The organism is Cupriavidus sp. MPR-AND1C, from assembly GCF_058809705.1.
Genome location: NZ_JBXASU010000001.1, coordinates 150,628 through 172,603 on the forward strand (window position 1 = coordinate 150,628; position 21,976 = coordinate 172,603).

Sequence of the window (21,976 nt, forward strand, 5' to 3'; positions counted from 1 at the left end):
AGGCACAGCGCCCTCAAACGACTTGAATATGGTTCACGACAAGGAGGCGCTGCCATGGCAACCAGGATCTTTCCCGCTCTTGCATTCGTCGGCGTGCTTGGCGGATGCGCGTGGGCGCCGGGCCCTGCGCTGGACTCGAGTCGCCTGCATGACGACATCGGCGCCAAGACTGGTACGCAAGCTTTCCCGGTGCAGCTGATCGACGCGGCGGTGATTTCCCGCCAGATCGACGCGGTCGCCACGACCAACAGCCAGGTGACGCCCGCCACGGGCGCGGACCTTGCCCAGAGCATCGCGAAGTACGAGTACCGCATCGGCCCGCAGGACCTGCTGGGCGTCACGGTGCTGTACAACCCGCAGCTAAGCTCCAGCGCGGCGAACATGCCGCCCGCGCCGATCGCGCCCGGCGCCGACGGCGCGCAGCAGCAGGCGCCGCTGGAGCAGAACGGGTTTCGCGTCGGCGCCAATGGCGAGGTCTACTATCCGCCCGTGGGCATGCTGCGGGTTGGCGGAAAGACCGTGGAGCAGGTGCGCAGCATGATCTCCACGGCGCTGTCCAAGGAGATCCGGGACCCACGGGTCGACGTGCGCGTGGTGTCGTACCGCAACAGCCGGATCGACGTCACGGGGTTGGTGAAGAACCCCGGATCGCTGCAGGTCACCGATGTGCCGCTCTCGATGATCAACGCCATTGCGCGCACGGGCGGCACCTTGCCCGACGCTGACGTGCAGAAGGTCAGGCTGACGCGCGGCGACAAGGTCTACGAACTGGATCTCGACACGCTGACCGAGCGGCGCAATGGCGTTGGCGATTTCCTCTTGCAGGGCGGCGACATCATCAATGTGCCCGACCGGCTCTCCAGCCGGATCTTCGTGATGGGCGAAGTGGTCAAGCCGACCTCGCTGCTGATGAACAAGGGCCGCCTCACGCTGGCCGACGCGCTCGCCGGCGTCAACAGCATCGACATCCGCGCTGCCGACCCGCGCCAGGTCTTCGTGATCCGCGGCGCGCGCGAGAACCCGACGCAGCCGGCCGTGTACCGGCTTGACATGACACAGGTGGATGCTTTGCTGCTGTCGACGCAGTTCCGCATGGAGCCGCTCGACGTGGTGTATGTGGGCACGTCGGATGCCGTGCGCTTTAACCGGGTGCTCGAGCAGATCACGCCGACCATCCAGACCCTGTTCTTCACCAAGCAACTGGGCAAATAAACCAGGGCTGGCGGGGCAGGCAGTTGGGCAGTTGGGGTCTTGCAGGGGGAACACGTGATGCACAGCCAGCGATTAGCGCCGGACCTCAATCACCTCCTGCGCGGCTTGCCGCGCGATGACTGGGAGGCCATCTCCAACCACCTCGAACTGGTGCGCCTGCGCCCCGGGCAACTGCTGACCGATTGCGGGCAGCATACCAATCATGTGTATTTCCCGACCACGGCGGTCGTCTCCATGCTGTCCTTCCTGGAGGACTCCACCACCGTCGAGATTGCCACGGCAGGCAACGAGGGCATGGTCGGCATCCCGGTGGTGACGGGGGGCAATGCCATGCCCTACCGGCTGGAGGTGCACACGCCCGGGTTCGGCTACCGGCTCGCGGCGAACAAGCTGCGGCAAGAACTGCTGCGCTCGCCGGCAATCCTGCGGCTGACGCTGCTGTACGTGCAGGCGTTGCTCACGCAGATCGCGCAGACCGCGGTGTGCAACCGCTATCACTCGCTAAACCAGCAGGTTTGCCGCTGGCTGCTGCTCGCCGTCGACCGGCTTTGCTCGAACGAGATCGCCATCACCCAGCAGGTCATCGCCACCAAGCTGGGCGTGCGCCGCGAGGGCGTGACCGAGGCCGCCAGGAAACTGGCAGATCTCGGGTTGATCCACTACAGCCGCGGCCACATCACGGTGATCGACCGGGTCCGGCTGGAGCTGCATGCCTGCGAGTGCTACGGCCTCGTCAGGCGCGAATACGGGCGCTTGTTGTACACCGGCGATAACGGGCCGGCCTTGCCGGAACGGGTGGGACACGCCCGCGCGCTGGCTGTGTGCGCGCATCACGCGCACTGAGCGCATGAAGGGCATGGAGTGCATGGAGTGCATGGAGTGCATGCGGGGGAACTGAGCGTGATTACCTTTACCGAAGTGGGCTTGTCTGCGGCATCCCGGCAGCCGGGTTCCCGCGTGCGCTGGGACACGGCCCGGGCACTGCTTGACCATGCCGGCTGGATCCTCGCCGCCACGCTGTTCGGCGCGCTGTGCGGCGCGCTGTATGCGTGGTCGCTGCCTGCCATGTACCAGGCCGATGTATTGGTGCGCCCGGAGTCTGCCAGGCGGCTTGCGCCGGCCAACGCGGGGCAGCCAGCCGACGCACTGCGGCCGGACGCGATGACCAGCCGCGCGGTGCTGGCGCCCGTGGTGCGGGAAACCCGGCTCGATATCGTCGCGGCCCCGCGCACGGTGCCCGTGGCCGGCACGCTATGGGCGCGGTTCGCCGGTGGTGCACTGGCCAGTGCGCTTTCCACGCCGCTAGCTGCACCGCTGGAGAGCCTGTCCGCCTACGCCTGGGGTGGTGAGCGGATCGACCTGATCGCCCTCAACGTGCCCGACGCGCTGCTCAACCAGCCATTGACGCTGGTGGCGCTGGGCGACCAGCGCTTTCGCCTGCTGGGCGAGGACGGTGCGGTGCTGCTGACGGGCAAGGTCGGCGACATCGCGCGGGGCAATGGCGTTTCGCTCAAGCTGGCGCAGCTCACCGCGCGCGCGGGAACCGAGTTCGTGGTGATGCGCCGCGATGCCGTCACGGCTGTCGAGCTGCTGGCGCGCGGACTCAGGCTGGAGGCGCAGCGTGGCACGGCCACGGCAACCGGGCCGAATGGCGCAGAGGCGGGCGGCGCGGCTGGCGCGGCCGCGGGTGCAGCCGCCGACGCGGTGCGCATCGTCTGGCGCGACGCCGACCGGGAGCATGCCGCGGCCGTGGTCAATGCCGTGGCGCGCTCGATTGTCGATACGCAGGTTGGCCATCGGCGCGAGCAGGACAACCAGCAGCTGGATTTCGTCTCCAGCGAGCTGCCGCGCGTGAAGGCCGAGCTGGAGGCCGCCGAGGCGGCCCTGGCCCGGTACCGCGCGCGCGCCGGGTCATTGCAGCCTTCCCAGGAATCCCAGTCCTATCTCAGCGGCAGCATCGAGTACCAGCGGCAGATCTCCGGGCTGCGGCTCGAGCGCGCGCGCCTGCTGCGCAACTACATGCCGCAGAGCCAGGAAGTGCGCGCGATCGACGAGCAGATCGAGCAGCTGCGCGGCGACAGGCGCAGCATGGATAGCCGGCGCCAAGGGCTGTCCGAGGCGGAGCGGGAGTCGGGGGCGCTCAGCCGCGACGTGAAGGTGGCCGAGGACATGTACATGTCCTTGCGCCGGCAGGCACAGCTGCTGTCGCTGGCGCAGTCCGACCAGAGCAGCGATGTGCGGCTCGTGGACCTTGCGGTGGCGCCTGCGCTGCCGGTCGGACCGAATCGGGCGCTGGCGACGGGCCTGGCGGCGCTGCTGGGCCTGTTGGCCGGCTCCGGGCTGGCAGTACTCAAGAGCCGCGCGTCCCGGGGCATGCAGAGTGCGGCCGCGATCGAAGGGAGCCTGGCGCTGCCGATGGTGGGCGAGGTCGTGTTCAGCCCCGAGCAGCTTGAGCTGGAGCGCAAGAGCCTGGCGCAGCCGCGGCCCTTGCGCGCACCGGTCTTGTCCGTGTGCGAGCCGGGCCAGACGGTACGGCTCGCACGCGGCACGGACGACGCGGCGCGGGCGAGCCTGCGCCACTGCGTGTCCACCGCTTCGGTGCACCCCGGCGCGGCGTGTGAAGACACGGTGCTGCACGACCGGTACCTGCTCGCGCGGCAGTATCCGCATGCCCCGGCCGTTGAGGGGCTGCGCACCTTGCGCGCGTCGCTGCACTTCGCCATGGACGGCGCTGCCAACCACATCGTGGCCATCACCAGCGCCTGCGTAGGCGCGGGCAAGACCTTTGGCGCGGTCAACCTGGCCGTGCTGGCGGCGCAGGCCGGCATGCGCGTGCTGGTGGTCGACGCCGACCTGCGCCGTGCCCGCGTGGCCGGGCAGTTCGGCCTGGAGGGCACGCTGGGGCTGGCCGACCTGCTGGGCGGGGCCCTCACGCTGCATGATGCGATCCAGCCCACCGCTGTCGGCGGGCTGTGGCTGCTCTCGGCCGGCACGCGGCCGGCGAATCCATCCGAGCTGCTGATGCTGCCCGCCCTGCGCGAGGTGCTGCTCACCTGCGCCGCGGGCTTTGACCTGGTCCTCGTGGATACGCCCCCCATCCTCGCGGTGGCCGACGCCGCGCTGGTCAGCCGCGTTGCCGGCGCCACGCTGCTGTTCGTGCGTGCCGGCAACACTCCGCAGGAGAAGGTGGCGGAGGCGCTCAAATACCTGGACCGGGCCCACGCCAACGTGATCGGCGGCGTGCTCAATGGCGTGCAGGTGCGCCGGAGCAACCGGGAGCGCTGCGCCGAGACCAGCGACTACCTGCGCGCGAGCGCGCCGGAGGATGGCACGGTGCCGGCCTGGCGCATCGGCTGACTCGCCTTCTTCGCCTTTTGCCTGCGTAGCGGCCATGGGCGCCGCCGCGTGCCTGCCATCTTCTCCACCCTTTATCGACCAGAACGGCCTTATGAGAAGCACGAACGGCAGGCACCTGCCCGCGCTGTCCCACCTGGTGGCGCTGGAAGCTACCGTCAGGCTAGCCAGTGTGACCGGCGCGGCCGACGAGCTATGCCTGACGCAGAGCGCGGTCAGCAAGCAGCTGACCGAGCTCGAAGCGTACCTCGGCGTGCCCATGCTGACCCGCCGCAAGGGCGCGGTCTCGCCCACCCAGGCGGGCGAGCAATACCTGCGCACGGTCCGCAAGGTGATTGCCGAACTGGAGGAAGCCACGCTGGAGGTGCTGACAAGCAGGGGCAGCGGTGGCCGGCTCGATCTGCGAGTGCCGGTTTCGCTAGGCAATATCTGGTTGCTGCCGAGGCTGGCGGGGTTTGCCAAGGCCTATCCCCGGATCCAGGTCAACGTCACCGCCAAGGCGGGCACGGTGGATCTGCGTGCGTCCGGCCTGGACGGCGCGATCCAGGTTTGCACGAGCCCGCCCGACGGGCATGTCGGGGTCAAGGTGATGCCACTGGCCTTGTTTCCGGTGTGCGTGCCCGAACTGCTGGCGCAGGCGCAGTCCGCCCAGGCTGCGCTGGAGCACCTGCCGCTGCTGCACCAGGCGGAGGCGCTGGAGGCGTGGGCGGGCTACTTCGATGTGATCGGCATGGCGGCGCGCAGGGCCCTGCGCGGGCCGCGCTATGCCTCGCTGGCCATGGGGTTGCAGGCGGCGCTCAGCGGCATGGGGATCGCCCTGCTGCCCGACTACGTGGTGAGGGAGGACCTGAAGGCGGGGCGGCTGGTGCGGTTGCTGGACGCCACTTATGTCTCGCCCAAGTCCTATTACTTTGTTTGCCTCGAGGACAAGTGGCATAGCCCGTTGGTCGGCGTCTTCCTTGCCTGGCTGCTGGCGGAGGTGGCTGCGGATGCGCCCCCCTGCCTGCCACCGGAGACGCCGCCCGAGACGCCGCCCGAGATGCCGCCCCGGGCGCCAGCCGGGAATGAATAGGCCGCCCGTCTCACCTTACCAGAAGCAGATCTCTATTGCGCCGGGCGCTTGTTGCGCCGCCGTGGCGCCAGCTTGCGGGGCTGGCCGAGCAGGCCGATGGAGACGGCGTAGCTGTAGAGATCCAGGTCGCCGCGCAGCCCGAGCTTGCGCATGGCGGACACCTTCTGGGTGCTGATGGTCTTGACGCTGCGCCCGAGACTCAACCCGATCTGGCTCACGGACATGCCCGACAGGTAGAGCCGGATCACGTCGGTCTCGCGCGGGCTGAGCGCGCTGAGCCGGGAGCGCACGTTCACGTCCGGTCCGGTGCTGTCCAGCAGTTGCACGATCGTCGGCGACAGGTAGCGCACGCCGTCGAGCACCTGCGACAGGCCGATCGCGATATGCGAGGCATCGTCCAGCTTGCTGACCACCGACAAGCGCTCGAACCGGACCAGCCTGCCGATGTGCGTGGGGTTTTCCAGCATGGTGACCACCAGGATCGACAGCGCGGGATAGCGCTGCCGCACAAACTCGATCATGTGCAGGCCGTCTCCATGCACGCCGCCTGGCATCACATAGTCCGTCAGCAGGATGTCGCACGGTTGCCGGCTGAGCGCGGCGAGGATTTCGGTCGAGTTTCGCGCGATGCCGGCAATCTCTATGCCCTCGAACTGCGCCAGCAAGCCTCTCAAGCCCAGCAGCATGACGGGATGGTCGTCGGCGATGACGATGTGGGATTTGGCGGCCGAGAGCTTAGCCGGCATGGGCATGGGTCCACGACGACGAATGGCGCCAGCGCATGCCCGGCAACTGGCGCGGACAAAGAGGGGTGAGGTCGCTCATGGCAGAGTTCCTTGCGCTCCTGGAATCGCGGCGCGGCGCGCCGAAGAAGGTACTGAATTTGTGACTGCTGACTGTATCGCCGGGAACGCCAAGCTGGTTTGAGAAATTTCCTCAATTCGCCGCAATTGCGGGCGCGAGCCGGGAACCGCGCGGAAATTGGGTCCGGAGCAGAATCTTCGGCAGTTTGATTCCGCGCCGTCGTTGCCTGGGGAGGCATTGCCTGCGGCACCGCGGCACCGCGGCCCGGATGCTGGTGGAATCGCCAGGCAGCCCGAGGCGCTTCACTGGCGCTCCACTCCCCGGGTCTTCTTCCGATCGCCAAGGAAGATTCCCAACGGAAGGCGGAGCGAAGTCGCCATCCGGTGGGCGGTTCTATGCTTAAAAGTGACTTTTGATTACTTTTTTAGGTGTTCCGACATGCCGAAACGACGCGCCCGTGCACTCGGCAGGACTGAATTTCCCCCTCCTTTGGGAAATTTCCGACGGCTGATTCGGACGTTTCACGCCAGTTCGGGGGCCACTTCACCACATAATCCGCGCTTCACCTGCTGATTGCCGGCTGTCGCCCGACGCAGGTGAGTTCGTTATTTCGGCAGTTTTGGGGGGAGCGCAAGTGGCAACTATCCTGATCGTCGACGATCACCCTGCACTGCGCCTGGTGATCAAGGCCCAGCTGTCGCAAGTGCTTGGGGTCGGCAATATTCTGGAAGCCGACAACGGCCAGACCGCGATTGAAGCCGCGCGGCAGTTCGAGCCCGATCTTGCCGTGCTGGACCTGGATATTCCCCGTATCAGCGGGCTGGACGTGATCCCCCGCCTGAAACGGATTTATCCGCCGATCCGGATCCTGGTGATTTCGGGTCAGGAACAGGCCATCTTCGCGCCGCGGGTGCGGCGGGCGGGCGCCCAGGGTTTCGTCAGCAAGATGCAGGACATGAAGGAAATCGTGCGCTGCATCGAGTGGGTGATGGCCGGCTACACGGTGTTTCCCGAAATGCGCTATGAGCGCGAGTTGCCGCTGTTCAACCAGCTTGCGGATGAAGAGCGGCTCGCGTTGCTCTCGGACAAGGAGATCGTCATCCTGCAGATGCTGGTCAGGGGTTTGTCCAACAAGGCGATCGGAGAGCTTTTATTCATCAGCAATAAAACGGTGAGCAGCCACAAGACCCGCATCATGGGCAAGCTGCAGGCTACCTCGCTGGTGGACCTGGTCGACTTGGCGCGGCGCTGCCGCCTGACGCCTGCGCAATGACGCCAGCCATTGGCCGCGCGTCGGCATTGGGTCAACAATATGCAAATGTTCACAGAGGCAAAGACATGATCCGTGCGCTATTGCTCAGCACTACCGGGAGTGGCGTGCAAGCGTTGCAATTCAGCGGGCTGGCGGACGTGCTCGCGGGCCTGGGCTTTTCCGTCGAGCACGTGGGCCTGGCCAGCCCGGATCCGGGGCGCGTCCAGCGCGAGCCGCCCAGGCTGGCACTGGTCTGGCTGGCCCATGACCATGCCGGCGAGCTCGCGCGCGGCGACTTCGGCCTGTCCCCGGACAGTCTGTTGTTTTCCGTGGTGCAGGCCGGCGCGCACGCGAGCGTGGTTGATGCAGCCCACGGCGCCGCCTTCGATGCCACGCTGAGCGCGCCGGTCAACGTCAGCGCGCTGGCGCACGCGCTGGCCGAGCACGGGTTTGTCGCGGTGTCGCCCGGCGAATGCGCGGCCGTCGGCACGCTGCTCGATACGCTCGCGGGCGGTGACGCGGATATCGTCCGGGAGCTGGTGGACAGCCTGGTCGAGACCAACCGCACTGACCTCGAGATGATGCGCACGGCGCTGGCGGATGGCGCCTGGCAGCGGTTTGGCAGCGGGGCTCACCGCATCAAGGGCTCGGCCAGGATCCTGGAGTGCGGGGCCCTGGTCACGCTCTGCGGCCGGCTCGAATCCGTTGCCCAGTTCGGCGACCTTGCCACCGCGCAAGCCTTGCTGCCGATTCTTGCCCCAACGCTGGCGCACCTTGATGCGTCGCTGGCGGCGCTGCGCCCGCCTCCCGCGAGCGGCCCGACCGCTATCTTTACCCTAACCGCGATCCCAACCACTGCCGCGCCCCATGACGGGGGGGACGGCTAGCCCGGTTGCGCATTGCCCTTGGCCGGTCGGGGGCCGCTGCGCAGGTACCCGCGCAATGCGCGTTCCAGCGTGGCGAGTCCCACCGGCTTGACTATCACTTCGCTCATTCCCGCAGCCAGCGCATGCAGGTGATCCTCGCTCTGCGCGCTCGCCGTGCAGCCGATGATGGGGATGCGGCCCAGCGCATCCTTGCGTGCGCGTATCGCCCGGGCCAGGCCGAAGCCATCCATCACCGGCATCATGCAGTCGCAGATGATCAGGTCCGCAGGGCGCCGCTGCAGGTCCTGCAAGGCAACTGCGCCGTTCTCCGCCGTCTCCACGGTAATGCCAAGCCGCTCCAGCTGGCGCGCCATCAACAACCGGTTGGGCGCGTGGTCGTCCACGATGAGCACGCGGGTGCCTGGCGCAAACAGCGCGATGTCCGCGATGCCCGTGATGCCCGCGTTGCCGGCAGGCGGCGCGACTGCCGGGGGCTGCGCAGCCGAAACTTCCAGCCTGAGGCGCACCAGCACCTGCGTGCCGCGTCCCGGCTCGCTCTCCAGGGTAATCTCGCCCCCCATCTTGCGTACCAGGTTTTGCGCGATGGACAGGCCGAGCCCGGTGCCGCGGGTGTTCGCGCGCCCGGTTGACTCCACCTGGGAAAAAGGCCGGAACAGCTTGCCGATTGCCTCCGCGGGAATGCCGATGCCGGTGTCCTTGATGCTGAGGCACAGCGCTTGCGAGCCTCCCCGCGCGGGGGAGCCGTCGAGCCGGATATCCACGCTGCCGCGCTCGGTGAAGCGGATGGCATTGGAGAGAAAGTTGCTGATGACCTGCTTCATGCGAAGGATATCCACGCGATGCGCCGGCGCCACGGCATCGCTCACGCTGACGTTCAAGGCCACGCCCTTGCGCGAGGCGACGGGACCGAACATCCGCGTGACTTCATGCAGGCCCTGGCGCAGGCTGGCGGCACGGGGTTGCAGCGTGAATTTGCCGGCCTCCATCTTGGAGAGGTCCAGGATATCGTCGAGCAGCGCCAGCAGCGATGTGGCCGCGCCATGCGCCGTGTCGAGTTGCTCGCGATCCTCGTGCCGGGCGTGCCGGCGCGTCAGCACCAGTTCCAGCATCCCGAGGATGGCGTTCATCGGCGTGCGTATCTCATGGCTGATCGATGCCAGGAATGTCGACTTGGCGCGGTTGGCCGCCTCGGCGCGGTTCTTGGCGCCAGCCAGTTCGGCCAGCATCTGCTGGCGCTCCGTCACATCGATCCAGCCCCCGACGATGCCCGCCGTGCTGCCATTGGCGCGGCGCAGCGGCACCACCCAGCTGATCACGCTGCACGGCGCGTTGCCGATGGTCAGTTGGCGATCGGCGGCAAACGGCAGGCCTGTGCGCAGCACGCGCTGATAAACGGCCATCAGTTCCTGGTGGCTGATATCGGGGTTGAAGGCGGCGTGCACGAAGGCCGGCCCGGTCCCGGCCAGCGCCCGCCGCGTCGTGCCCAGCGCCGCTTCGTAGGCGGTATTGCAGGTGATCATGCGGAACTGGTTGTCGCGCAGGTAGATAGGCTGGGGAATGCCGTCGAGCACTGCCGTCTGGAACGCGACCTGGTCCTGCAAGGCGCGTTCGGCCGCGGTGCGCTGGGTCACCTGCCGGCGCAGCGAGGTCACCCAAGCCAGAACCAGCAGGCTGGCCAGCAGCAGGGCGGCCGCGCCAGCCATCAGCCATGGCATGAACTGGCGCCAGGTGAAGCCCGGCGGCCTGGGTTCCGTCCAGTGCGCGCGCATGGCGCCAAGCTCGTCGCGCGAGATGCTGAGGATGGCCTTGTTGATGATGCCCAGCAACTCCGGGTGCCGGTTGCTGACACCCACGCCGACTTCCAGCGGCACGCCGCCCGCGGCCGCGGCGACCTTGAGCCGGCCGGCATAGGTTTGCTTGAGCATGTGGTCGGCCATGAAGGCGCTGGAGATGGTGGCATCCGCGCGTCCCGTGGCGACCATGCGAAATGCCTCATCGTACGAGTTGGTCTCGCGCTGGCTCACCGCGTAGCTGGCCCGCACGAGATCGTAGATCCCGTTGAGCGGCGGCCCCGCGATGACTTTGCCGGCAAGGTCGGGCAGGCTCCTGATGCTGTCGTTGCCGGCGCGCGTGACAACGACCCAGTTGCCGGAAAAATAGGGCGCGCTGACCGAGAGCGGGGCGTTGCCGGTGGCGGCATGGTTCAGCGGCAGGGTGGGCACCATGTCCAGCGTGCCGTTCTTGAGCGCGGCGGTCACGTCCGTGGCGCTGGCCGGCCAGTATGGGACGAAACGCAGCCCGGTGCGCTGCGCGATCCGTTGCAGCACCTGCTCGGTGAGCCCGCCCAGGCCTTGCCCGGCGTCGACGAACTGGAAGGGGATCAGGTCGCGGGCCGCTAGGTAGCGCACCTCCGGATGCAGGGCTGCCCACGCGCGCTCTGCCGTGGAGAGATTGAGCTTGTCGGTGATATCGAATTCGAGCGAGCTGGGCGTCCAGAAGGCGTCGATCTCGCGCTTGCGCGCCGCGGGCAGCTGCGCCAGCACCTGGTCGATGATCCGGCCCAGCGCGGGGTCGCTCACCGCGAACGCGATGCCCTCGTGCGCCAGCGGCGCGAAGTTGCGCGCCGTCAGTTCGTCGTAGCGGTATTGCTCGACGAGGTAGCCGGCCGCGGTGGCGTTGGTGACCATGACAAAGTCCGCGTCCCGGGAGAGCCGGTCGAGCGCGCCGAGCAGGTTCTCGAACGGTAGCAGCCGCGCGCCAGGGTAGGCTCGCTGCAGCAAGGCCGGCGAGACTTCGCCCGCGAGGTATCCGATGGTGCGGTTGGCGTGGCTGCGCGCGCCGTCTCGCCGGGACACGACCTCGATCAGGCGATGATCGTGGTACGGCGCGGTTCGCGCGCCGGTGCCCGGGCTGTCCGGCGAGGTGGTGATCAGGTCGATGGCGCCGCTGGCCAGATGGCTGCGCGCCAGTTCGTGCGAGGGGTAGCGCTGGATCTGCGCCGGCACGCCAAGCCGGGCCACCACCACGGCAAGGTAGTCGGCGGAAATCCCGCGGTAGTCCCCACTCAGGCCGACCAGGTCGAACGGCGGCAGGTAGTTGCCAACCACGCCCACCCGCAAGGCCTTGTGCGCGCGGCGCCATGCATGCAACGCCGCATCGTCGCCCCGGGCCGATGCAGCACGGTCGACGATATCGCTTGTGCCGGCGGGGTCCAGGCGCACCTGGGCGTTCAGGCGCAACGTGCGCAGGGGCTCGGCAGGCAGGGCGGCCAGCGCCGGCGCGCCCTGGCAAAGCGCCAGCAGCAGCACCAACAGTTGTCGGCGCCACCAGTTGGCCGGCACGCGCCGGCTCGCGGCGGGCGAGCCGTGCGCCGGATGTGGGGAACTGCAGATGCACATAAGGGATTCTCGTGGAGGCAGGCGTGCCGCGTTGTGCCGGATCTGCGCACGCATGGGGCTGCAGCTTCAGGCGACGCCGAGCGCCGGTCAGGAAGTGCACGCCTTGGCCCAAATGTACGGGCCGCGCCTGCGCACAGATTTGAGAAATGTCTGAAAAGACCTGCAGAACTTTCCGAGGCTGGCGCGCTGAAGATGCGATGCGGGCAGGTCGCATTCAGTGGCGCCGTCACACGAAAGTGATTTTTGAGGCGCTAAAGCCGGTTTAGGAGGCTTCTTAATTCGGGATAGGGTCGGGCTATCCACTGACCATAGCAAAAAACAATCATCGTCTTTGTAACGATGAATTGTACAAATCACATGGGTGCGAACAGAATCGGGTCTTCGCTGCAACACGCGGCCATCCACCCTCAAGTCATCCAGGAGCTAACCCATGCTGCAATCCCGTGAAGGTCAACGCGTTCCCAATGTCACGTTCCGTGTTCGCGAGAACAACGAATGGAAGACCGTGACCACGGCCGACTTGTTCGAAGGCAAGACCATCGCGCTGTTCTCGCTGCCGGGCGCATTCACCCCGACCTGTTCGTCCACCCACCTGCCGCGCTACAACGAGCTGGCGCCGGTGTTCGCCAAGCACGGCGTGGACGCGATCCTGTGCGTCTCGGTCAACGACACGTTCGTGATGAACGAGTGGGCGAAGGACCAGGAGTCGGAAAACATCGTGATGATTCCCGATGGCAACGGCGAATTCACCGAAGGCATGGGCATGCTGGTCGACAAGGCTGACCTGGGCTTCGGCAAGCGCAGCTGGCGCTATTCGATGCTGGTCAAGGACGGCGTGGTCGACAAGATGTTCATCGAGCCGGAAGAGCCGGGCGACCCGTTCAAGGTGTCGGACGCCGACACCATGCTCAACTACATCGCCCCCAACGCCAAGAGGCCCGACCAGGTCGTGGTGTTCTCCAAGGTGGGCTGCTCGTTCTGCGCCAAGGCCAAGCAGATGCTGTCGGACCACGGCTTCGAGTACATCGACGTGCCGCTGGAACACAAGATCCGCGGCAAGGTGCTGGGCGCCTTGTCGGGCGACATGACCGCGCCGCAGATCTTCATCAACGGCAAGCTGATCGGCGGCGCCGACGCGCTTGAGACCTACCTGGTTCGCTAAGCCTTAGCCAGCCACGCAAGACGCTTGATCGCCGCAGGACGCGGCCGCCGGCAAGGCCGGCGGACGTGCCCCAGTCGGCGGACCCGATGGCAGCGCCACCCGGTGCCATCCGGTCCGTTGATTGACACAGCCTTTACCAGGAACGCCGACATGACCACCCCGCAGAACGTGCAAAACGCGCAGAACTTGCAGAACGTGAAGACCGTGCAAACCATCCAGACCGATGTCGCCGTGATCGGCGCCGGCACGGCGGGCCTGGCCGCATACCGCGCGGCCCGCGCTGCCGGCAAGCGCGCCGTCATCATCGAAGGCGGCCCCTATGGCACCACCTGCGCCCGCGTGGGCTGCATGCCCTCCAAGCTGCTGATCGCCGCGGCCGAGGCCGCGCATGAGCTGCGCCACACGGCTGCCTTCGGCGTGCATGTGGATGGCGAGATCCGCATCGACGGGCGCGAAGTCATGGCGCGCGTCAAGCGCGAGCGCGACCGCTTTGTCGGCTTCGTGGTGCGCGGCGTGGAAGGCATTCCCGCCGAGGACAAGGTGAGCGGCTATGCCCGCTTCATCGACAACACCGTGCTGCAGGTCGGCGAGCACACCACCGTGCGTGCCAGCCGCGTGGTGATCGCCACCGGCTCCAGCCCCGTGATCCCGCCGCCGTTCAAGGTGTTCGGCGATCGGCTGGTGGTCAACGACGACGTCTTCGCCTGGGACGACCTGCCGCGCCGCGTCGCCGTGTTCGGCCCTGGCGTGATCGGGCTGGAGCTTGGCCAGGCACTGTCCCGCCTGGGCGTGCAGGTACGCGTGTTCGGCTTGCGCGGCGGCGTGGGCCCGCTGACCGATCCGGCCATCAAGGCCAGTGCGGTGGCTAGCTACCGCGAGGAGTTCTACCTCGATCCGGACGCCAGGCTTGGCGAGATGCACCGCGATGGCGACGAGGCGGTGATCAGCTTTACCGATCTCTCGGGCAACACCGTGACGGAGCGCTTTGACTACGTGCTCGCCGCCACCGGCCGCCAGCCCAATGTGCGCGGCCTCGGGCTTGAGCACACCGGCCTGGCACTGGATTGGCGCGGCGTGCCGGTATTCGACCCGGCCACCCTGCAATGCGGCACGGCGCCGATCTTCATCGCCGGCGACGCCAACGATGTCCTGCCGCTGCTGCACGAAGCTGCCGACGAAGGCAAGGCAGCCGGCGAGAACGCCGCGGCCTATCCCAAGGTGCGCCCGTTGTCGCGCCGCGCCCCGATCGGCGTGGTCTTCACCGACCCGCAGATCGCCATGGTGGGCCAGCGCCATGCCGACCTCGAGCCCGACAGCTTTGTCACTGGCGAGGTGAGCTTCGAGGACCAGGGCCGCAGCCGCGTCATGCTCAAGAACCGTGGGCTGATGCACGTCTATGCGGACAAGGCTAGCGGGCGCTTTCTCGGTGCGGAATGGACCGGCCCGCGCGCCGAGAATATCGCGCACTTGCTGGCCTGGGCTTACCAGCAGGCGCTCACCATCGACCAGATGCTGGCCATGCCGTACTACCACCCGGTGGTGGAAGAAGGCCTGCGCACCGCGCTGCGCGATGCGGCCGCGAAGCTGGCCGGCTGAGCCCGATCATCACGGTCGCGCTAAACGTGGTGCTGGTGATCGGCATCCTTGACGACTTCGGCATCCTGACCACCCGCTTCCTTGCGCCGGCCCCCATTGACGACGCTGTGATTCCGTTGTAGGCAGCGCGGATGATGGACTTGCCTGCCTGGCCGGCTTGCAGTTGCCCGTTTTGTGGGCAGTCCGATGGGGTCCGCGTGCTAGAGCCATTTGCGGAGCTTGTTGACAGTGTTATCCACATAAAGTGTGGATAACACTGTCGGGCGGCAGCAGGGGAGATGTGAGGCCCGGCGGGTTTGTCAAGCCCTGGGGCCAGGTTTTTCCTGGCGGCGGTGGGCGCAACGGCGGCCGGTGCGCAGGTTCTGCCGGCTTGTGCTGCCGGCACGGAATCGGCGAAACTCATCGCGGGAGTGATTGGCATGACACTGGCAGCCGCCATGCCCAAGCCGCGATACCCCATCCGGCGATACCCGATACTCTATTCCAACCCGCCATCACCCGAGGACAACGCCATGCCATTCCTGATCGAAACCTGGGACAAGCCACAGCACCAGCAAGTGCGGCAAGCGGCCCGGGCGGAGCACCTGGCTTTCCTGGACGCCCAGAAGGCCCTGCTGCTGGCCTGCGGGGCCAAGCTCAACGATGACGGCAGCGATGCCGGCGGCGGCTTCTATATCGTCGACCTTGACACCCGCGACGCGGCGCAGCAATTCATCAATGCCGACCCGTTCACACGGGCCGGCCTGTTTGCCGAGGTGCGCATCACGCGCTGGCGCAAGGCCTATCTGGGTGGTGAGTGCTACCTGTAGCCAGCGGGCGCGATGAGTCTGTCCCGGGCGCGCTCAGCCGCCCCGTGTTATCCCCGTGGCATCCCCGGCGCATCCGGCTCACGCCGCTCCAGGTTGGCGTAGGCATCCGCCGCGATCACGCCGAACATGATGTGGGCGAACAGGCTTTCCCACCCGCGCGCCTCATCGAACCAGTTGAAGTACCGGCCCATCACGTAGAAGTTCACCAGGTAGACCAGCACCCCGAACACCGCGCCCGCCAGCGTGGCCATGCCGATGCTGGAATCAAAGCGGAACGACGCGATGAGCGTGGCCAGGATCGTCGCCAGCACGATCGACAGGCCAAAGTGCACGATGCCCGCGGCCAGCACGATGGTCCAGCTGAACGCGTCGGCGGAGGCCAGCGCCTGCCGCCCGAGCATGAGCGCAGCCACCATCTTCACCGTGCCCCACGCCCCCTGGTACAGCACAAAGCGTGCCGTCAGCAGCTCCAGTACGACGTACAGCGTGCCCGCGATCAGCCCCGCAATCGCAGCGGCGCGCCAGTCCGGCGCGCGGCGGTCGAAATGGTGCGGCTGCATATGCAAATGGAGTTCCATGAACGGCTCCTTCTCACCAGCGGCCTGAAAGCCAGGCCCTTGTGATAGTTCTAGCCTATCCGCTGGAAATGCCAAGGCCGCACGCGTGCGCGAAACGCCTCGGGCGGCAGCCTGGGTGACGAGAAAGAGCCGCGAGGCATCGGGCCGCAAGGGCCCCGGTTTCAGCCCGCGGCTTGCGCAGCGAGCTTTAACACCAGTTCGCCGCCGCCATAGGTGGCCTGGACCGTATGCGCGCCGGCCGGCACGTCGAACGGGCGCGTGAGCGTGCCGGTGGTCACCACGGTGCCTTTGCGCAAGGTCACGCCGCGTTCGGCGGCATGCGCCAGCAGCGATTGCAGGGCTTCCAGCGGGTAGACCGCATCGTCGCCGGCAAGCGGTTGTGCGCAAGCCACGCCGTCAAGCGCCACGCTGGCGCTTGCGCGCACGTCTTCCATGCTGTCGGTGTCGATCTTCGCGCCCAGCACCAGCGCATGGAAGCCCACGTTATCGCCGGCAAAAGCCGGCATGCCCACCGCAGTGCGGTCTTCATAGCGTGACAGCACCACCTCGACGGCGACCTGCGCGCTTTCTATCAGCTCGGCCAGCGCTGCCGGCGCGAGTTCGGCCTGCAGCGGCGCGACATCGCGCGCCAGCCGCACGGCAATCTCGAATTCGATGGTTACCGTCGCCCCCGTGGGGACCGGCACGGTGTCGCCCGAGGCATAACAGCGCGATGCCCCCACCTGGCCCACCAGCGGGCGTGCCAGCTTTGCGCGCCGCATGGCGTTGGCACTGCCGACACCCAGCTTCCATCCCGCCACCGGATCGCCGAGCGCGGCGATGAAGCGATCCTGCACGTCATAACCGTCGCGCAGCGTCGCCGGCTTGATGTTGGCGGGCAGGTCAGCGAATTGCACGCCGCGCCGGCAGGCGTCGGTCAGCAGCATCGCCGCGGGGCCGGGGTTGAAGGGTTCGCTCACGAATTCTCCTGGATGATGGATGATGGGTGATGGGTTGTTGAATAGCGGGGGGCTGGCCGGGCCACGGCACGAAAGCGTTCAGAAGCGATGCCGCTCCGACGTGCGCCCCACGATCGACGCACCCGCGATCAGTTCCTTGAGCAGCGCTTGCGAGGCGTGGCCGCTGGTGCGGTAGGGATCGAGCTCGCCGTGGGCGGAATACTTCAGGATGGTGGCCATATTGACCTTGCCGGTATTGACCAGGCCCATCGCCCAGCCGGCAAACTCGCGCTCGAGGATTTCCTCGTAGTGCAGCAGCACCACGTCCTCGTGGCGCGCGTCCCGGCCGAGCAGCTGGTACAGGCGCGAGACTTCCGTGCGGCCGCCTTCGAGCGCCTGCATGAAGATACCGTTGCCGTAGCACAGCACGCCGGTGATGCCGTGCTTCGGGTTATTCGCCACGCTGGTGGCGACGATGGCGTCTACCAGCGCGGGATCGGCCGGCTGGCATGCGCGGCTGGCGTAGAGCAGGCGTACGAGCATGTTGTCTCCACTGGGTTTGCGAGGCGGTGAATCGCGCTGGCTTAGAGGCTGTTTCCAAAAGATTCTGGCGTCGTTGCGCGGCCTTGGCCGATCCACTTGTACTGTCTGCGGCCGCGCGCCTAGCCAGAACCGCTTCGCTTCATTTTGAAACAGCTTCTTAGTCGCGTGTGCGGTTCAGCAGGGTCAGGAACTCGCGGCGCAGGCTGTCATCCTTGAGGAACGAGCCGCGCATCACGCTGTTGGTCATCTTTGCATCGGTGTCGCGCACACCTCGCCAGTGCATGCAGAAATGCTCCGCTTCCATGACGATGGCCAGCCCGTCCGGGCTCATCTTTTCCTGCAGCAGGTCGGCCACCTGGGTCACGGCTTCCTCCTGGATCTGCGGGCGGCACATGATCCATTCGGCCAGGCGCGCATACTTGGACAAGCCGATCAGGTTGGAGTGCTGGTTGGGCATGACACCCACCCACAGCTTGCCGATGATCGGGCACAGATGATGCGAGCAGGCGCTGCGCACGCGCAGCGGGCCCACGATCATCAACTCGTTGATGCGCTCCGCGTTGGGGAATTCGGTCACATTGGGCTGGTTGACGTAGCGGCCCGCGAAGATCTCCTTCAGGTACATCTTGGCCACGCGGCGCGCGGTCTCGCGGGTGTTGTGATCGTGGTCGATATCGATCACCAGGCTGCGCAGCACCTCTTCCATGCGCGACTGCACTTCATCGAGCAACTCGTCCAGTTCGCCGGGCTCGACATACGCGGCGATATTGTCGTTGGCGTGGAAGCGCTCGCGTGCCGCCTGCAAACGCGACCGTATGCGGGTCGACACACTACCCAAGGCCTCGTCGAGGCCGGGGTCGGGTGCTTGGTGGTCGGATTCCATATCGTGCGGTTCGTGGCTGTCGTTGAAGGATCGTTGAAGGGGGGAGGCAGGCGGGCATCGCGTGCCGATCCACCTCTGGCCGCCTGTGGTCTGCGCTTTGCGCTTACTTTACAACAATATCCTGCGCCGGCACCGGCCAGCCATGGGTGCACGGCACACAACAACGCGGGGAATGGGAAGAGGGGCCGGCCAGATCGCAATGTGGCCGGGCCGCATCACGGGCGCAGGCCCTTGGCAGGGATGGCTACAGCGCGGCTTGCATCAAGGTGGCGCACGGCGGGCAGGCTTCGCGGCTCAGCGCGGTATTGAGCAGTTCCGCAGGCATGCAGGCGCGCTCCACGCGCTCAAAGCCCAGCCGGGCAAAATAGTCGACGGCGGTGGTGGTTTGCAGCACCACGGACTGCACGCCGCGCGTGCGGGCCTCGGCCAGCATCGCAGCCACCAGCAATTCGCCAAGGCCAGCCGAGCGCGCGCGCTCGGCCACGGCGACCGAGCGCAGCACGGCCACTTGTCCGTAGTTCTCCACCCCGGCGCAGCCGAGCAGGCCAGCGTTGTCGCGTACCACCAGGAAATTACCGATTTGCTCGGCTACGCCGTCCACCGGCAGGTCGCACGCCTGGAGCAGGTCCTGTACTTCCTTACTGTCTTTTTCGTTTGCATAGTGCGGGCGCATGTTGCCCTCCTGCCCTTCGGGCTGTTACTCGTATCTTAAGTTCAGACTAGCTTTACGGTGCCTAGGGATAGTTCTTAAGTAGATTCGCGTACTGGACAGCGGGCATCGTCGATTCCGTCCTGAAAAGCCACATCCGGGGTCTGCGGGTGCGGGTTTTCACTGGTGCGCTATCGTCCTGGGTGTGCGATAGCGGTGCGCCTGCCGCGCTTGCGGCCGCGCGGTCCCCCGTACGGCCGGATATGGAAATCCGCCCTGGCGCTATTGCGATCCCTCGCCAATTCGGCTTTGCCGGCGCGGTGCCCAGCATGTCGCGCAGCAAGGAAGCCGCGCAGGCCCGGGCCGCGCGCGAGGCGCTGCAATTTTGCCTTGGTCATGGTGTACGCGGATACGGCGCAGGTGACGCAGGTGGTCACCAACCTGTTGTCCAACGCGATCAAATACACGCCGTGCGGCGGCGCCAGAGATCGATCCCGATCGCATGGGCACTCTGGTGCTCGCCCTCGCCGGCCTCGAGGTCATCGTGATCGTCGTTTGCCTGACCAAGCAAGCCAGGCGCATCATCAGCGCCAACTATCCCCGCAAACCCCTTGCTCCGCCCGAGTTGTCACGCTAAGCTTCGCCCTGCATTGTATGCAAAACGTGAACACAAAATAAATCTGAACCCAATCAGGAGACAAGCGCGATGGATCTGGCGCAACAGTACATTCCCAATCTGCTCAATGGCCTGGAGTGGTCCGGCTGCGCGCTGGCGATGAGCGGCTCTTTGCTGGTGGCCTTGCACAACAAGGCGTCGCGCTGGGGCTGGATCGCCTACCTGTGCTCCAACATCGTGTGGAGCGTGTTCGCCCTGGTGACCGGCACCTACGGCCTGTTCGTGCAGCAACTGGGCTTTACCGCGACCAGCATCTACGGCCTGTACCGCCACACGCAATTTCACCGGCAGCAAGAGCGCGGGCAAGCTGCCGGGCAGCCCATGCCTGATCCGGCCTGAGGCACTAACTTCGGCAATCCCTTTGGCAAGCCCGTTGGCAACCCCGCCAGCGGCATCGCCCGCGCGGCAATAGCCGCGCCTAGCCCATCGCCCGCGCCGAACTGCTCACGGCCCGTGCGCACTGCAACAGCGGCGGGCCGAGCTTGCGCTCCGCTTGCTCGCGGGTCCAGCGCCCGGTGGGTGCCACGAGGTGGATCGCGCCAAGCGGCCGTCCATTGCCGCCGATCACCGGCGCGGCGAGGGTCATGTCGCCAAGGAACAGCTCCTCGCTGTTGACCGCGTACCCGCGCTGCCGGGTCTCACGCAGCTTCTCCATGATGTCAGCCACTGCAGTGCTGGTGTGGACCGTATGCACGGTCCGCGCCGAGCGCTCGATCATGGCGCGCGCTTCGTCTTCCGGCAGCGCGCTCAGGTAGGCGCGCCCGGAGCCGGTGCAGTACATCGGGATACGGCTGCCGATCGGCATATGCACCGGCACGAAGTGGGCGCTGACAAAGCGCGCGATATAGACCATGTCGAGCAGGTCCGGCTCCGTCAGGCACGAAGTCTCGGTGGTGACCTTGGTCAGCTCGGAAAGGAAAGGGTTGGCCACCTCGATCAGCGGGTTGGCGGCCAGGTAGTTGAAGCCGATCTCCATCACGCGGGGCGTGAGCTGGTAGCGCCGCGTCTGCGGATGCTTGCGCAGGTAGCCGAGCTGCTCCAGCGTGAAGACCATGCGCTGGGCCGAGCTCTTGTTGATGCCGGCCGCATCCGCCACGTCGGCGATCGTCATGGTGCGGCGCTGCGCGCTGAACGCGCGGAGCACGGCAAGCCCTTTCTCCAGAGACTGGTTGAACAGGAGGCTGGCGGAATCGTTGGCTTCAGGTTGCGACATATTTGTGCTGCAAAAGGCATTTAATCATGTTACAGAATCGCATATCGATTTCAATAAAGCAATTACTGGTTAACGACAATTAATTTTCGATCCTCCGTAATTGAAAATTGGCATGCTCATTGCATAAGCCGGTGGGTCGCCCCCACCCGGGCGCCTTTTGTTCCCTTTCGCCAGGAGTGTCCGCATGTTTCGATTCACCATGTCCCGCCGCGCCGCACTAATCCTGTGCGCCGCCAGCACCGTTTCGTTCGCCTGGGCCCAGGGGGCGGCGCCGACCTATAACGTGGGCGCGACGGCCACCGGCGTGCCGTTCACCTTCCTGGACGTGAAGACCAACACCATCCAGGGCATGATGGTCGATACGGTCACGGCCGTCGGCAAGGCGGGGGGCTTCAACGTCAATGTGCAGCAGACCGTCTTCTCCGCGCTGATCCCGTCGCTGACCTCCAGCAAGATCGACATCATCTCGGCTGCCATGCTCAAGACGCCGGCGCGCCAGCAAGTGGTGGACTTCAGCGATCCGGTCTATGCCTACGGCGAAGGCCTGATCGTCAAGGGCGACGACAACAAGCCCTATGCCTCGCTGGACGAACTCAAGGGCGAGGTCGTGGGGGCGCAGGTGGGCACGGTCTTTCTCGACATGCTCAACAAGAAGGGCATCTTCAAGGAAGTGCGCAGCTACGACTCGGTGGCGGACATGACGCGCGACCTGACGCTGGGCCGCATCAAGGCTGGCCTGGGCGACCAGCCCATCATTGCCTACCAGATCCGCCAGAATGCCTTCCCGGGCGTGAAGCTGGCCGCCAGCTACAAGCCGGTCAACGTTGGCGACGTTTGCCTGGTCGTGCGCAAGGGCGACACCGAGACGCTTGCCCGCATCAACAAGGCCATCGCCAAGATCAAGGCCGATGGCACGCTGGCCGGCATCATCCAGAAATGGAACATGTGAG

20 protein-coding genes are annotated in these 21,976 nt (G+C 66.5%); 12 read left to right on the forward strand and 8 right to left on the reverse strand.

All coding sequences use genetic code 11. The features are described from left to right. Window positions 1-54: 54 nt before the first annotated feature. The 4 genes from AC1RWI_RS00715 to AC1RWI_RS00730 all read left to right on the forward strand — a co-directional run bounded on the left by AC1RWI_RS00715 (window position 55) and on the right by AC1RWI_RS00730 (window position 5,638). Window positions 55-1,212 (forward strand): polysaccharide biosynthesis/export family protein, encoded by a 1,158-nt coding sequence (locus AC1RWI_RS00715; RefSeq protein WP_492863864.1) that lies wholly within the window; start codon window positions 55-57, stop codon window positions 1,210-1,212. Window positions 1,213-1,269: 57 nt separating this feature from the next. Beyond that, entirely contained in the window at window positions 1,270-2,055 is a 786-nt protein-coding gene (locus AC1RWI_RS00720; RefSeq protein ID WP_492863866.1) for a Crp/Fnr family transcriptional regulator, read from the forward strand. 57 nt (window positions 2,056-2,112) lie between these two features. After that, complete coding sequence (locus tag AC1RWI_RS00725; protein ID WP_492863868.1) at window positions 2,113-4,569, forward strand: polysaccharide biosynthesis tyrosine autokinase; 2,457 nt, start codon at window positions 2,113-2,115, stop codon at window positions 4,567-4,569. Window positions 4,570-4,660: 91 nt separating this feature from the next. Next, entirely contained in the window at window positions 4,661-5,638 is a 978-nt protein-coding gene (locus AC1RWI_RS00730; RefSeq protein ID WP_492863870.1) for a LysR substrate-binding domain-containing protein, read from the forward strand. Window positions 5,639-5,670: 32 nt separating this feature from the next. On the opposite strand, the gene AC1RWI_RS00735 is transcribed toward AC1RWI_RS00730, so the two are convergent. Next, window positions 5,671-6,384: a response regulator gene (locus tag AC1RWI_RS00735; RefSeq protein WP_492863872.1), complete on the reverse strand. Its 714-nt coding sequence runs from the start codon at window positions 6,382-6,384 to the stop codon at window positions 5,671-5,673. A gap of 692 nt (window positions 6,385-7,076) precedes the next feature. On the opposite strand from AC1RWI_RS00735, the gene AC1RWI_RS00740 reads away from it, so the two are divergent. Both AC1RWI_RS00740 and AC1RWI_RS00745 read left to right on the forward strand, forming a co-directional pair. After that, window positions 7,077-7,715: a response regulator transcription factor gene (locus AC1RWI_RS00740; RefSeq protein ID WP_043356589.1), complete on the forward strand. Its 639-nt coding sequence runs from the start codon at window positions 7,077-7,079 to the stop codon at window positions 7,713-7,715. A gap of 65 nt (window positions 7,716-7,780) precedes the next feature. Then, a complete protein-coding gene (locus AC1RWI_RS00745; protein WP_492863875.1) occupies window positions 7,781-8,581 on the forward strand; it encodes an Hpt domain-containing protein in 801 nt (266 codons plus the stop codon). Here AC1RWI_RS00745 and AC1RWI_RS00750 read toward each other — a convergent pair. Next, window positions 8,578-11,979, reverse strand: coding sequence for an ATP-binding protein (locus AC1RWI_RS00750; RefSeq protein WP_492863877.1), 3,402 nt, complete (start codon window positions 11,977-11,979; stop codon window positions 8,578-8,580). The genes AC1RWI_RS00745 and AC1RWI_RS00750 overlap by 4 nt on opposite strands. Before the next feature lie 430 nt (window positions 11,980-12,409). Between AC1RWI_RS00750 and AC1RWI_RS00755 the strand changes: the two genes are divergently transcribed. From AC1RWI_RS00755 to AC1RWI_RS00765, 3 genes are all read left to right on the forward strand, one after another. Then, a complete protein-coding gene (locus AC1RWI_RS00755) occupies window positions 12,410-13,141 on the forward strand; it encodes a glutathione peroxidase (protein WP_043356588.1) in 732 nt (243 codons plus the stop codon). A 204-nt stretch (window positions 13,142-13,345) separates the two neighbouring features. Continuing rightward, on the forward strand, window positions 13,346-14,737 hold the full coding sequence (locus AC1RWI_RS00760; RefSeq protein WP_492864059.1) for a dihydrolipoyl dehydrogenase: 1,392 nt from the start codon (window positions 13,346-13,348) through the stop codon (window positions 14,735-14,737). Between the two features lie 512 nt (window positions 14,738-15,249). Then, entirely contained in the window at window positions 15,250-15,546 is a 297-nt protein-coding gene (locus tag AC1RWI_RS00765; protein ID WP_492863879.1) for a YciI family protein, read from the forward strand. Between the two features lie 47 nt (window positions 15,547-15,593). Here AC1RWI_RS00765 and AC1RWI_RS00770 read toward each other — a convergent pair whose 3' ends face one another. The 5 genes from AC1RWI_RS00770 to arsN2 all read right to left on the reverse strand — a co-directional run bounded on the left by AC1RWI_RS00770 (window position 15,594) and on the right by arsN2 (window position 19,161). Next, the gene (locus AC1RWI_RS00770) at window positions 15,594-16,124 is read right to left on the reverse strand and encodes a hypothetical protein (protein ID WP_492863881.1); all 531 of its coding nucleotides are present in this window, start codon (window positions 16,122-16,124) and stop codon (window positions 15,594-15,596) included. A gap of 161 nt (window positions 16,125-16,285) precedes the next feature. Beyond that, the gene (locus tag AC1RWI_RS00775; protein ID WP_492863883.1) at window positions 16,286-17,083 is read right to left on the reverse strand and encodes a fumarylacetoacetate hydrolase family protein; all 798 of its coding nucleotides are present in this window, start codon (window positions 17,081-17,083) and stop codon (window positions 16,286-16,288) included. A 78-nt stretch (window positions 17,084-17,161) separates the two neighbouring features. Further along, window positions 17,162-17,605, reverse strand: coding sequence for a BLUF domain-containing protein (locus AC1RWI_RS00780; protein ID WP_043356577.1), 444 nt, complete (start codon window positions 17,603-17,605; stop codon window positions 17,162-17,164). Between the two features lie 157 nt (window positions 17,606-17,762). Next, window positions 17,763-18,488 carry a GTP cyclohydrolase I gene (gene folE / locus AC1RWI_RS00785; RefSeq protein WP_043356575.1) on the reverse strand — a complete coding sequence of 242 codons (726 nt, stop codon included), beginning with the start codon at window positions 18,486-18,488 and terminating at the stop codon, window positions 17,763-17,765. Between the two features lie 244 nt (window positions 18,489-18,732). Continuing rightward, on the reverse strand, window positions 18,733-19,161 hold the full coding sequence (gene arsN2, locus AC1RWI_RS00790; protein WP_043356573.1) for an arsenic resistance N-acetyltransferase ArsN2: 429 nt from the start codon (window positions 19,159-19,161) through the stop codon (window positions 18,733-18,735). Window positions 19,162-19,639: 478 nt separating this feature from the next. Here arsN2 and AC1RWI_RS00795 point away from each other — a divergent pair, with 478 nt between their 5' ends. Next, the gene (locus AC1RWI_RS00795) at window positions 19,640-19,774 is read left to right on the forward strand and encodes a hypothetical protein (RefSeq protein ID WP_492863886.1); all 135 of its coding nucleotides are present in this window, start codon (window positions 19,640-19,642) and stop codon (window positions 19,772-19,774) included. A gap of 69 nt (window positions 19,775-19,843) precedes the next feature. After that, the gene (locus AC1RWI_RS00800) at window positions 19,844-20,152 is read left to right on the forward strand and encodes a nicotinamide mononucleotide transporter (RefSeq protein WP_043356568.1); all 309 of its coding nucleotides are present in this window, start codon (window positions 19,844-19,846) and stop codon (window positions 20,150-20,152) included. 79 nt (window positions 20,153-20,231) lie between these two features. Here AC1RWI_RS00800 and AC1RWI_RS00805 read toward each other — a convergent pair whose 3' ends face one another. After that, complete coding sequence (locus AC1RWI_RS00805) at window positions 20,232-21,026, reverse strand: IclR family transcriptional regulator (protein ID WP_492863888.1); 795 nt, start codon at window positions 21,024-21,026, stop codon at window positions 20,232-20,234. A 184-nt stretch (window positions 21,027-21,210) separates the two neighbouring features. On the opposite strand from AC1RWI_RS00805, the gene AC1RWI_RS00810 reads away from it, so the two are divergent. Beyond that, window positions 21,211-21,975 (forward strand): ABC transporter substrate-binding protein, encoded by a 765-nt coding sequence (locus AC1RWI_RS00810; RefSeq protein ID WP_492863890.1) that lies wholly within the window; start codon window positions 21,211-21,213, stop codon window positions 21,973-21,975. Window position 21,976 lies beyond the last annotated feature (1 nt).